Origin of the sequence: Duodenibacillus massiliensis (genome assembly GCF_928721995.1) — a bacterium.
GTDB lineage: Bacteria > Pseudomonadota > Gammaproteobacteria > Burkholderiales > Burkholderiaceae_F > Duodenibacillus > Duodenibacillus massiliensis.
The window spans coordinates 1,527,204-1,539,512 of the sequence record NZ_OV788642.1; the positions used below are offsets into that span (position 1 = coordinate 1,527,204).

At 58.5% G+C, this 12,309-nt stretch carries 11 protein-coding genes; 5 read left to right on the forward strand and 6 right to left on the reverse strand.

What is annotated here, in order from left to right; genetic code table 11:
- Positions 1–21: 21 nt before the first annotated feature.
- A complete protein-coding gene (gene cyaY, locus NXF97_RS06980; protein WP_274955542.1) occupies positions 22–351 on the forward strand; it encodes an iron donor protein CyaY in 330 nt (109 codons plus the stop codon).
- Here the strand turns inward: cyaY and NXF97_RS06985 are convergent, their stop codons facing one another.
- Entirely contained in the window at positions 352–2,748 is a 2,397-nt protein-coding gene (locus NXF97_RS06985; RefSeq protein ID WP_274955543.1) for a penicillin-binding protein 1A, read from the reverse strand.
- A 190-nt stretch (positions 2,749–2,938) separates the two neighbouring features.
- Here NXF97_RS06985 and NXF97_RS06990 point away from each other — a divergent pair, with 190 nt between their 5' ends.
- Genes NXF97_RS06990 through NXF97_RS07000 form a run of 3 tightly spaced genes read left to right on the forward strand, consistent with a single transcriptional unit; the run spans position 2,939 to position 6,821 of the window.
- Entirely contained in the window at positions 2,939–4,756 is a 1,818-nt protein-coding gene (locus NXF97_RS06990) for a PhnD/SsuA/transferrin family substrate-binding protein (protein WP_274955544.1), read from the forward strand.
- Positions 4,753–5,400: a response regulator transcription factor gene (locus tag NXF97_RS06995; RefSeq protein WP_274955545.1), complete on the forward strand. Its 648-nt coding sequence runs from the start codon at positions 4,753–4,755 to the stop codon at positions 5,398–5,400. The genes NXF97_RS06990 and NXF97_RS06995 overlap by 4 nt, the downstream gene beginning before the upstream one ends.
- Positions 5,397–6,821 (forward strand): FAD-dependent oxidoreductase, encoded by a 1,425-nt coding sequence (locus tag NXF97_RS07000; RefSeq protein WP_274955546.1) that lies wholly within the window; start codon positions 5,397–5,399, stop codon positions 6,819–6,821. Before NXF97_RS06995 ends, NXF97_RS07000 begins: the two co-directional genes overlap by 4 nt.
- A 73-nt stretch (positions 6,822–6,894) precedes the next feature.
- Here NXF97_RS07000 and NXF97_RS07005 read toward each other — a convergent pair whose 3' ends face one another.
- A complete protein-coding gene (locus tag NXF97_RS07005) occupies positions 6,895–8,454 on the reverse strand; it encodes an FAD-dependent oxidoreductase (protein ID WP_274955547.1) in 1,560 nt (519 codons plus the stop codon).
- 224 nt (positions 8,455–8,678) lie between these two features.
- Here NXF97_RS07005 and NXF97_RS07010 point away from each other — a divergent pair, with 224 nt between their 5' ends.
- Complete coding sequence (locus NXF97_RS07010; RefSeq protein ID WP_274955548.1) at positions 8,679–9,056, forward strand: cytochrome c3 family protein; 378 nt, start codon at positions 8,679–8,681, stop codon at positions 9,054–9,056.
- 140 nt (positions 9,057–9,196) lie between these two features.
- Here NXF97_RS07010 and NXF97_RS07015 read toward each other — a convergent pair whose 3' ends face one another.
- From NXF97_RS07015 to NXF97_RS07030, 4 genes are all read right to left on the reverse strand, one after another.
- Positions 9,197–9,937, reverse strand: coding sequence for an amino acid ABC transporter ATP-binding protein (locus tag NXF97_RS07015; protein ID WP_022372527.1), 741 nt, complete (start codon positions 9,935–9,937; stop codon positions 9,197–9,199).
- Positions 9,934–10,683, reverse strand: a complete 750-nt coding sequence (locus NXF97_RS07020) for an amino acid ABC transporter permease (RefSeq protein ID WP_022372526.1) — start codon at positions 10,681–10,683, stop codon at positions 9,934–9,936. The genes NXF97_RS07015 and NXF97_RS07020 overlap by 4 nt, the downstream gene beginning before the upstream one ends.
- Before the next feature lie 178 nt (positions 10,684–10,861).
- On the reverse strand, positions 10,862–11,641 hold the full coding sequence (locus tag NXF97_RS07025) for a basic amino acid ABC transporter substrate-binding protein (protein ID WP_274955549.1): 780 nt from the start codon (positions 11,639–11,641) through the stop codon (positions 10,862–10,864).
- Between the two features lie 190 nt (positions 11,642–11,831).
- Positions 11,832–12,302: a YbhB/YbcL family Raf kinase inhibitor-like protein gene (locus NXF97_RS07030; protein WP_274955550.1), complete on the reverse strand. Its 471-nt coding sequence runs from the start codon at positions 12,300–12,302 to the stop codon at positions 11,832–11,834.
- Positions 12,303–12,309: the final 7 nt, after the last annotated feature.

Genomic DNA, 12,309 nt, shown 5'->3' on the forward strand with positions numbered 1-12,309 from the left:
TTTTCAAGAAAGAACAATATTATGACCGAAACAGAATTTGTGGAACGTGCCGAAGCGCTTTTTGCCGGTATTGAAACAGCGCTTGATGCGGCCGGAGCCGATGTGGAGACCGAGCGCTCGGGTAACGTCCTCACGATTGAAGCCGACAGCGGCGAAGAGGCCGTTGTGAACCTTCATACGCCGACTCAGCAGGTGTGGCTTGCCAGCCGCAAGGGAGGCCTGCACTTTTCCTATGATAACGGCCGCTGGATTTCCACCCGTGACGGCCGGGATTTTTGGGATGCGCTCTCAGAAGCAGTCAGCTTCATCACCGGTGAATCCGTGGCGGTGAAGGCTCCGGCCGGACTCTGATCAGAAAATCTGATCCCTGAGAATATCGCGGGCTCTGTTGCGCTCTTCAATCTTGCCGGAAAGCGGCACATCCCGCACCGAGGCGTCCACACTGTCGGCATAGTAGTAGTTGCCGTTGATGAGAACGACGCTGGAAGGCTGCTGACGCCGGTAAAGCGGTTCGTTTTTAAGTGCCGTTCTCATGTAGTCAACCCAAATCGGCAGCATCAGGCCGCCCCCTGTTTCGCGGTTTCCGAGCGGACGCATCTGGTCGTACCCCATCCAGCCCACGGCCACCAGGGGGCCGGCGTATCCGGCAAACCAGGCGTCATAAGAATTGTTCGTCGTACCGGTCTTGCCGCCCATATCCACGCGTTTTAACTCACGATAGGCGCGCGCACCGGTGCCGCCGCGGATCACGCCGTTTAAAAGGGTGTGCATGATGAAGGCGTTGCGCTCATCAATGGCGCGGATCGTTTCGTCGCCTGCCTGCGGGTTGTGCACTTTCATGAGAACTTTGCCCTCGTTGTCGGTGACGCGGTCAATGAGGTAAGGCTTGACGCGGTAGCCGCCGTTGGCAAAGACCGAATAGGCGCCTGCCATTTCCCAGGGCGTGGTGGAACCGGCGCCCAGAGCCGTGGTGAGCTGCGCGGGGGTGCGCTCCGGCGGAAAGCCGAACTTACCCACGTACTGCTGCGCATAGCGCGCGCCGATGGCCTGCATCACGCGGATTGAGACAAGGTTCTTGGATTTTTTAAGCCCGGTGGCAAGCGTCATCGGACCGTCAAAGCGGTTGTCGTAGTTGCGGGGTTCCCACAGCTCTCCGCCCGTTAAGCGCGGATCAATAAAGATCGGGGCGTCGTTGATGACGGTTGCCGGGTTAAAGCCTTTATCGAGCGCAGCCGAGTAAATGAAGGGCTTAAAGGATGAGCCCGGCTGACGCAGCGCCTGCGTGACGTGGTTGAACTTATTGAGGTTAAAGTCAAAGCCGCCTACCAAAGCACGCACGGCACCGGTATTAAATTCCGAGCTGATAAAGCCTGCCTGCACTTCAGGTACCTGCGCCAGAGTCCAGCGGCCCGTGTCCGTTTTCATGATGCGGATGACGCTGCCCGGTTTGAGCTCTTTATCTTTTGCTGCCGCCGTAAAGTACTTGGCTGCGAATTTCTCATCGGGCTCGAGCTCTACCGTTGTCCCGTTTTCAAGGACGGCGGTCATCACGTGCGCCGTGGTCGTGGGAGCGGCTTTTTGGCCTCTCCCGGGTTTGGCGGTGTTTTTCACGATGAGCGCACGGATATCGGTGATAACCGCGGGCGGCAGCTCCGGTACGGAGGCCAGCCGCGAAAGCGCCCTTTCAATGTTCTTTTCCCGTGTGGCCGGATCGGAAATATCGATGTGTCCCACCGGGCCCCTGTAGCCGTACTTGCGGTCGTAGGCAATCAGGTGGTCCGTAACGGTTTTCCAGGCTGCGGTCTGGTCGGCATCACGGATGGTGGTGTAGACATTGAGCCCGAGCGTGTAGGTGTCTTCCTTAAAGGTGTCGTAGACCAGCATGCGCGCGAGTTCGGCTGCGTAATCGGCGTGAATGGAGTCGATGGCAGCCTTGTCTTCATCGGCTTTTTTGTTGTAGGTGACAAGCGGTGCGGCTTTCTGCGCGTTGTACTCGTCTTCACTGATGTAGCCCAGGTCGTACATGCGGGTGAGTACGTAGTTTTTACGCATCACCGCGCGTTTGGGATTGACAATCGGGTTATAGGCCGAAGGTGCCACGGGAAGCCCTGCGATCGCAGCAGCTTCACCGATCGTGAGTTCCGAGAGCTTCTTGCCGAAATAAATCTGGGCGGCAGCGGAAAAACCGTAGGCGCGCTGTCCAAGATAGATCTGATTGAGATAGACCTCAAAAATCTGATCCTTCGTCAGGTTTTTCTCGATCTTATAGGCCATTGCCACTTCGTAGAGCTTACGGGTGTACGTTCTTTCCGAAGACAGAAAGAAGTTGCGGGCCACCTGCATGGTGATGGTGGAGCCGCCCTGACCCTTGCGGCCGGAGATGACGTTGGAGATGGCTGCGCGGGCGATACCTGAAAATTCAATGCCGGAATGCTCGTAAAAGCCATTGTCTTCAGCGGCGAGTACCGCATGCCGCACAAAGAGCGGAATATCCTTTAAGTGCACGAAGTCGCGGCGTTCTTCGCCGAATTCGCCGATTAACGTGCCTTCGGCGCTGTAAACGCGCAGCGGCACCTTCGGACGGTAATCCGTGAGCGAATCAATCGGGGGCAGCTGTGAATAAACGATCGAAAAGATGATCAGAAAGCCTGAGACCGCACAGACGGCGCCGCAGACGGCAAGGCCCGCGGCCCAGGCAGCGGCTTTACCCCAAAAAGAAAGGCCGAATTTGGATTTGGAGGATTTCACGCGACAGATTCCCCGGCGAAGCGGCACCACTCCGGTTGACCGGCTTGCACACTCAGGATGAAAAGACAATTGAGGGGACGATTATAAAGAGAGGGATTGTTGTCCGAAGGTGTGAAATTGTGGCAGAGGGCAACAAGAAGGCGCATTTTTGCAGGTAGACTCGGAGTCGTGGAGTTTGAAGGTAAGCGTTATGCCGGGGCGAAAGCTCATGTCAGGATTTTTGGCTGCAGTAGCCCTGTTTTGCAGTTTGTTGCCGGGGCTGCAGGCGGCAGAAGCATCCGCTTCGGAAGTTGTGACGGTGGCGGTGTCGGACACCCTGCTTGACGCCGAAGCTCATGAAGGCATGAAGGCGCTTTTAGCCCGGCAGCTGCCGCAGGACTGGTTGGTGAACGTCGTGCCGATTCAGGGCGCCGACATCGTCACCGGCATTGAAAAGCTGAGGCCTGACTTTGTGCTTGCCGCGGCTGACCTCGATCAGCGCTTCCGGGAACAGAATAAAACCGCGCCTTTTCGTGTGGCAACGCGAAAGACAACGCTTGCTGCTGACGCCGCGCGCTCGGCGGGTGCTCTTTTTGTTGTCCGGGCCGACCGGGACGACATTAAAACGCTGGCGGACTTAAAGGGAAAAACTGTTGCGGCAACGCTGCCGACGTCGCTGCCGGGGTGGCTTGCGGCTGAAGATGAAGTGCGGCGCGCAGGATTTGACCCCGCGACATTTTTTGCCAAAACGCTCTTTTTAAATGCCGTTTACCCCAACGTGGTGTCGGCGCTTCTTAACGGTGCGGTCGACGCGGCTGTCTTTCCGGCCTGTGCGCTTGAGAGACTGCACCAAAGCGGCGCTGTTCTTACCGATGCGCTCAAAGTCGTCGGCGAAAAAACCGACGGGGCGCTTGCGTGCCGGCGATCAACGGCCCTTTTTCCGGACGTAAGCCTCTGGGGCTTTGAGTGGACAAGTGAGAAGTCAGTAAGAGGCGTTGCCGTGGCGCTTCTTACGGCGCCTGCTGCGCAGACCTTTGAGTGGCTGAGTTTTGTGCCGCACGGTTCAGTCGACGCACTTTACCAGGCCCTTAAAATCGGCCCCTACAGTTATCTGCGCGACTACTCCTTAAAAGGCCTTTACAACCGCTACAGCGGCATCGTGCACGCGGCGCTTCTTGTGCTCGTGATCCTCATTGCTTATGAAATACGGCTTCAGGTACTGGTGCGCCGCAGAACGGCGCAGTTGTCGGAAGCCTTAAAGCGCCGCGATATTGTGGAAGAGGAGGCAAGGCTTGACCGCGAACGGCTGGGGAGCCTCGAGCGGCGCAATATCGTGAGCCAGATGTCGGCGATGATTGCCCACGAGGTGAAGACTCCGGTGGGGGCAATCTGTAACTTCAGGGCAATTCTGGGCTTTGTGCTGCCCGCAGACGTCAAAGAGGAAAAAACCGTGCATACGGCCCTGGAGGGGATTCAAACCGAGGCCGAACGGATCGCCGGCATCGTGAACCGCGTCCGCAGCTACGCCAAGTCCCAGAAACTCGCGCATACGGAGTGCGACCTTGCTGAATCGGTGAGGCGCGCCGTACGCAGCATGAAGAGTTCGCTCAGAAGCCCTGTTCCCGTGACGGTATCGGTGCCGGAGCATGCGCCCGTGATCGGGGATGCCCTGGAACTTGAGCTCCTCGTTTTCAATCTCCTTAAAAACGCCGCCGAGGCGCTTGAGGGAACCGTACGGCCTGCCGTTGCCGTGACGCTTGCCGCCGATGATGAAGGCAACTGGCGGCTTGAAGTGACGGATAACGGCCCGTATCTGACGGACGAAAAATTCAGCCGGCTGCAGTCGCTCATGCAAAGCGTGAAGCCCGAAGGCCTGGGGCTCGGTCTCTCAATTGTCCGGGGCATTGCCGACAGTCACGGGGCGACGCTCACCTTTGAGCGGCGGCCTTCCGGGGGGCTCACGGTACGGTTTGTGACGGACGCGGCGCCGGAGAAACATCAGGAAAAGAAAAACGGAGAAGACAAATGACGGATTTAACGCCCTTGGTGCGGCTCGTGGACGACGATGAAATCTTTCTGATGTCGCAGAAACTGCTGCTGCAGACCTGCGGCTTTGAGACGGTGTCTTACGCAAGCGCCGAAGCGTTTCTGGAACACGACCTGATGACGCGCCCGGGGTGCCTCATTGCCGACGTGCGCATGCCCGGACTCACGGGGCTTGATCTGCAGAAAGTGCTGCAGACGCGGCGCTTTTCGCTGCCGATGATTTTTCTCACCGGGCACGGCGACGTCAGTATGGCCGTGCAAACAATGCGTAACGGAGCAAGCGACTTTCTGGAAAAGCCCGTTAAGCCCGAGGTCCTTATCGCGGCCGTCAAAAAAGCCGTTGTAGCGTCCTGCGAGGCACAGCGCGCCCGCGACGAACTCAACAAACGCCGGGCGGTTTACGATGAGCTCACCCCCAGAGAGCGCGAGGTGATTGAACTTGCGGCCTTTGATACGGCCAATGAGGCTATTGCGCAGGCCTTGGGGATCAGTGAGCCCACGGTCAAAATGCACCGCGCCAACGCCTTTGCCAAACTGGGTGTGAAAAGTCCCCTGGAAGCCTACCGGCTGCTTACGGCGCTCGGCATTATCCGTGAGAAGGACGATTTACCGGGAGGCTTGCGATGATTGCCCGCCGGACAGTGGCAAAGGCGGCTTTGGCCGCGGCTCTTCTCGGACAGAAGGCTTTTGCCTCAGAAGAGGAAGCGCCCTGGGACGTTCTTGTGGCCGGCAGCGGCGCAGCGGGCCTCACGGCCGCCGCCACCGCCCGGGAAGCGGGAGCTTCGCGCGTGCTGATACTTGAAAAAGGGCCCCTGGTGGGCGGGCACAGCGTTTACAGCAGCGGGTCACTGGCAGTCGTTAGCCCCCGGCGGCAAAAGCCGCAGGGGATTGAAGACTCCGCCGGCATTCTCACCGAAGAGGCCCGTCGTATCGGCGGCAGCATTGACGTGCCGATGGTGCGGTTTCTGGCCGAACACTCCGAAGAAGCAGCCGACTGGCTTGAGGCGCAGGGCGTGGAATTTTCTTCCGTCGTCTTTCAGGCGCTCGGGGGCTTAAGGCCGCGCTGCATCAGTCCCGCGGGCAGCGCGGGCGGCCGGCACTACATCACGGTCTTAAACCGCAGGGTGCGGGAGCTCGGCTGTGAGCTGAGGCTCATGCATAAGCTCGAAAACCTCACGCATGAAAACGGGCTTTGGCGCTTTACCGTCCTCAATACCCGCGACGGCAGCCGGCACACGGGCCTGGCGCGCACGGTGATTCTCGCCTGCGGCGGCTTTACCGCCAACACCGCGATGCGCATGCGCTGGGATCCGAGAATCGATATGGCAATGCCCACGACGGCCAATCCTCAGGGGCTTTATTTTGACGGGGCAACAGGCGACGGCATAGCGCTTGCCGACAAGCTCGGCGCGCAGCTTGCCGGCATGGAAAATATTCTGCTGCTTGCCTATTCCGGGGGCAGGCTACTTGAATACGCAGGCGCAGAAATCTATCTCACCATGCAGGGTAAGCGCTTTGTCAATGAAGGGGCTTCCACCGGCGAAATTTCCGACGCGATTTTTGACCTCCCGGAAAAAGCGATGTGGGTGATTACGGACGCACGCTCCTTTAAGGGGACCTCGCTCGGCATTAAGCTGGCCAACGGCTACGTGCATAAGTCCGAAACGCTTGAGGCGATGGCGCGCGGCATGGACATTGAGCCCTTTGTGTTAAGACGCACGCTTGCGCGCTACAACAAGGCCGTCGCAGAGAAAAAAGATGCCGATTTCGGCAAAACCGTTTTCCTGCAGACGATTGAAAAGCCCCCCTTTTACTGGGGAAAAGAAGTTTTAAGCGTGCACAACACGCTCGGAGGCATCAGCACTGACACGGCCTGCCGCGTGCGCAAAGTCGGAGGCGGCGTGATTGAGGGGCTTTACGCGGCCGGTGAAACCGCGGGCGGCATTTTCGGCCGTGACCGCTTGGGCGGCATGCAAATGACAGCGTGCTTTGTGATGGGGCGCACCGCAGGGCGCGAAGCGGCACAACGGGCTTTACAAAAACTCTGAGGCAAAAAAGACGGAGGGCACCGGGACAAACCGTGGTGCCCTCCGTTCTTTCGGAGGAGCCGTTTTCTTTTAATTACTTCGCCATCGCAGCGAACTGTTCACCGGCGATCATGCCGAAGGTAAGGGCATCGATCACGGCGACCGTGCCGAGGCGCGAGGCGCCGTGCACACCGCCCACGATTTCGCCGCCGGCGTAGAGCCCCTTGATGGGCTTGTGCGTCACGTCGGAAATCACCTGAGCCTTCGGGTTGATCTTCACGCCGCCCATGGTGTGGTGAATCTTCGGGCAGCATTCGATGCCGTAGAACGGGGGCTTGGAGACATCGAGCCCCTTGTTGAACTTCAGAATACGGTGGAAGTCCTTGTCTTCGCCCGTCTTCACAAAGCCGTTGAAGCGCTTGACTTCTTCAAGGAACGCGGCCTTGTTGATCTTGAAGTAATCGGCGAGTTCTTCGAGGGTGTTGAACTTCTTCACCGTCCCCATTTCCAGCGGCAGCTTCACAAAGGATGGGTTGATTGCCTTCACAATCGCATCATCGCAGACGGCGATCGGGTAGTTTTCATCCGTGCCGATCACCTTAAAGAGGGCGTCGGACTTGATCTTGCGGCCGGCGTGTTCGTCCATGAAGCGCTTGCCGGTCTTACGGTCGACAACCATGCCGAGGTCCATGCAGGCGTGGTTGGTGAAGTTCACGGAAACGCCGAATCCCTTTTCACGGGGATTGCAGTAGGGCAGGAACTGCAGCCAGCAAAGCTGCACCGGGGCAGCACCGATCCCGAGCGCCTTGGTGAGAACGCCTGCGGTGGCGCCGGGCTGGTTGGTGGAGTCCGTCGTGGGCACAACGCGCGGATCCTGCGTCTGGCGGAACCAGATGTCGCGGGAGAAGCCGCCTGCGGCAAGCATCACGCCCTTGAGGGCACGAACGGTCTTGGTGCGGCCGGTCTTATTTTCCAGATCGTCGCTTTCCAGTTTGCTGTTGAAGCGGTAGCCGGAGCGGTAGGTGACGCCTTCGACGGCACCGTCGGCGCCGATGATGAAGTCATCGAACTTGGCGCGGGTGCGGATCACGACGTTGGGAAGCTTCTGCAACGCGGCGTGCATCGGGCGGATGTAACCGGAACCGGTGCCGGCCTTGATTTCATAAGAACGCGGAACGGAGTGGCCGCCTTCAAAGAGCATGTGGTTGGGAACGAATTCGCAGCCGAGATCGACCACCATCTTGATGGTGTCGTTGCAGCGGTCAGCGATCGTGCCCAAGAGGTCCGGATAGTTGATGCCGAGGCCGTCCTTCATGCAGTCGGCGATGAAGAGTTCCTTGCTGTCCTTGATGCCCAGGGCTTTCTGCACGGGGTTGTTCGGGCAGGCGACGTTGCCGCCGCAGATGGCGGAGTTGCCGCCCACGACGCTCATCTTTTCGAGCATCAGGATCTTCAGCCCCGCCTGAGCAGCCTTATAGGCGCAGGCCATGCCGGCAAAGCCGGAACCGATGATGACGACGTCAAAGGTTTCGTCGTACTTTTTGACGCTCGAGGCCGGAATGCCGGCATTGGCGGCAGCCGAAGCCATCACGGCGGCACCGGCGGCAACAGCGGACTTCAGAAAACCGCGGCGGCTTGAATCAATCATATCCATGGTGTTTCCTCTTCTTTCGTTGAGTTCGGGCGCCGTGTGCATTGAAAGGCGTGGCCGGCGTCCTTTGTTGTGTGACGGGGAGCATTCTGAAATCAAAGCGGCAAAGTGACTACATCCCGCGGGATAGGTATCCCATGCTTTGGGATGTAGTGCGGCTTTGCACCTCTCTTTAGGATGCGTCTCACGCAGTCAGTGCTGCGGCACTCAAAAAGAGTCGCCAGCACATGAAGGCTGACAATAACAGAGATCCCGCCATGAAAAAGACAATGACCGCCGTGTTTACCGCGGCCCTTTTAGCCGCAGCCGTCTCTACCGTCACGGCCGCTCCGATGCTTGCCGACCGCCATGTTGCCAAGGGCGTGCAGTGCACGGTCTGCCACGGGCCCGATAAGGCCAATCCTCAGGAACCGACGACCGCGACCTGCACGGCCTGCCATAACGTGAAGGCTCTTGTTGCCAAAACCAAGAACGTCAAGCCCGTCAATCCCCATGTGTCCCCGCACTATCAGGATTCGCTTGACTGCACGAACTGCCACCTCGGGCACCAGCCCTCGGAAAACTTCTGCAATCAGTGCCACCAGTTTGATTTCAAAGTGCCGTAATACACCGAAAGCCAGATTTCTCCTTCTCCTTGCTTTCGTTTTTCGGGCGGAATTCTCCGGACTTCCGCCCCTTTTTTTGTCGTAAAGAAAAAGCCGGTTCCCCAAACGGGTACCGGCTTTGCGGACAGGCCTGGATGCTCTTAGAGCACGCGCTTTAAGAAGGCGCGGGTGCGCTCTTCCTTGGGGTGCACGAGAACGTCTTCGGGATTGCCCTGCTCGACAATCACGCCGCCGTCCATGAAGATCACGCGGTCGGCAACCTCACGGGCAAAGGTGATTTCGTGCGTGACCACGATCATCGTCATGCCTTCGTCGGCGAGGCTTTTCATGACGGCAAGCACTTCGCCCACAAGTTCCGGGTCAAGGGCTGATGTGGGTTCGTCAAAAAGAATCGCCTTGGGATCCATGGCAAGCGCACGGGCAATGCCGACGCGCTGCTGCTGGCCGCCCGAAAGCCGCACGGGATATTCGTCGGCCTTGGCGGCAAGCCCCACGCGCTCGAGCATTTTCAGAGCCCGCTCGCGGGCCTCTGCCTTTGAACGGCCCGAGACCACCATCTGGCCGAGCATGACGTTTTCAAGCACGGTCTTGTGCGGCCACAGGTTAAAGCGCTGAAACACCATACCCAAGTGCTCGCGCAGGCGGTTGATGTTGGTGCGGCGGCTGGTGACTTCCACGCCGTCCACCGTGATCGTGCCGCTGTCGGCGTCTTCCAGCGCATTGATGCAGCGAAGCATCGTGGACTTGCCTGAGCCTGAGGGGCCGAGAACCACCACTTTTTCACCGCGGCGCACGTCAAGGTCAATGCCCTTTAACACGTGCAGGTCGCCGAAACTTTTTTTGAGATTGCGGATGGAAATCATCACGGGTGCGTCACTCATTTGTCGTCTCCCTTACCGAGGCGCTGCTCCAGAAGGCGGATGAGCCAGGCAAGGCCGAGCGTCATCACCCAGTACATGATGGAAATGGTGAGGTAGGGCTCCCAGTAGCGTGCCGAAGCGCCGGCAACGGTACGCGCGGCGTACGCGAGTTCCGTCAGGCCGATTGCCGACACCAGAGAAGAGTCCTTCAAAATAGCGATGGCGTTGTTGCCCAGGGCCGGAAGCATCCGGCGGAAGGCCTGCGGCAGGATGATGTGGCGCATGCACTGCCAGTAGCTCATGCCGACGCTTCTGGCCGCTTCGCTCTGGCCTTTGTCCAGGGACTGGATGCCGGCGCGGAAGACTTCACTCATGTAGGCGCCGGCGTTTAACGAAATCGCCAGAAAGCCGGCAATCAGAGCGCCGTAGCTGCCGCGCAGTTCCCGGGCGAGCGAACCGCTGATGATGAGGCCGTCGACCGGATGAATAAAGATCGGCAGCACTGCAAAGTACATCAGAAAGATCTGCACAAAAAGCGGCGTGCCGCGGAAAAAGCTCACCCAGATCGTCACGGGCCAGCGCACGCCGTAGTAAAGAATCGATTTCCAGGGATCGTGGCGCGCGGAAGCCATGCGGGCCATGCCGAGAAGCATGCCGAGCATCACGCCGCAGACGACGCAGGCTACGGTGAGCTTGATCGTCATGGCGGCGCCTTCGACAAAAAGCGGCCAGTATTCGGCAAGAACGTCTAAGCGAAAACCGCTCATGGATAGGTTCCCCTCTGGTTGACGAAACGACGGAAAGCGCCGGCTGCAGCTCTTTCTGTGACTGCCGCCGGCACGGACAAACGGTGCCGGATGACGGGTTTTTATATACGAAAGAGCCCCGAAAGTGCAGCGCTGTGACTGCTTCGGGGCGCGTTTCTTATCCGGTCAGACTGTTATTTTACGGGATCGGCAGTGTGGGAATCGGAGCCTTGGCGCCGAACCACTTGCGGTAGACCTTCTCGTAGGCGCCGGAAGCGATCACCTTCTTGAGGCCTTCGTTGATCTTGTTGAGCAGTTCGGTGTTGCCCTTACGCACGGCAATACCGAAATACTGATCTTCAAAGCTTGTGTCGCGCGTCATGTTGAAGTCTTTGTCGGGGTTCTGCTGCGCATAGTAGGCAAAGACACCGACGTCGCCCACGGCAGCGTCAACGCCGCCCGCGTTGAGTTCTTCAAGGGCGAGGGGCGTGTTGTCAAAGCGCTTGATGTTGGGGGAAGCCTTGCCGAAAGCCTTGCTGGAAATAATGTCACCGGCGGAATTGGCGCACACGGCAATGTTTTTGCCCTTGAGTTCCGCAAGGGAGTTCACCTTCAGGTTTTTCTGCGTGAGGATGAGCTGGTGCGCGGCAAAGTACGGATAGGAGAAGTCAACGGACTCCTTGCGCTGCGGCGTAATCGTGATGCCGCTCATGATGATGTCACGGTCGCCGTTTTTTACCGATTCAAAAATCACGCCCCAGAGGGTGTTCACAAACTTCACCTTAAAGCCCTGAGCCTTGGCGATCTCCTTCATCAGATCGATGTCAAAGCCGACGATTTCCTTCGTGGGCGCCTGGAATTCGAAAGGACGGTAGGTTGCACCCGTGCCGACCGTGTATTCAACCGGAGCGGCATTGGCGGAACCCGTGAAAATCGTGGCGGCGGCAGCGGCTGCCACAAGCAGATTTTTGATGGACATAGGCGTCAGATTTATTGAAAGAGTGCCGAACAGGACACATTCCTGAACAAAGACGGGCGCCGCAGGCCCGACACAGGCCGAAAGCGCCGCACTTCAGGGCGTAATTCTGAAGAATATTTCGGAGTGCGGCAAGAAGCGGGACTGTTCTCTCAGGAAAAAGCTTGAGAAAACAGTCACCTCTTAGGTACTCTCACCGATTCGCAAGCAGCAGATACGTCCCGAAGGTCTGAGCCTTGGCAAGGATGTGCCCCTTCATCGCTTTTTCGACGTCAGCACGTTTAAAGCCCGCGGAAAGCGTCAGTTCCGTATCAAGCGCAAACAGGTGAAAGTAGTAGCGGTGCACGCCGATGGGAGGACGGGGTCCCGACCAACCCTCAACATCACAGTCGTTGATGCCGGCGCGGGCCTTTGCCGGAAGTTGCTTAACACCTTCGGGCAGACCTTTGGTGTCTGCCGGCAGATTAATGACGAGCCAGTGAAGCCACAGGTACTTCGGGGCCTTGGGGTCGGGAGCGTCCGGATCATCGGCAATGAGAACCAGACTCTTGGTGCCCGCCGGAATGTCTTCAAAGACGAGCTCGGGCGAGAGGTCTTCGGCTTCCTGCGTGTTTTTCACGGGGATTTCGCCGCCTTCGGCAAAAGCAGTGCTGTAGATACGCATAGGTGTT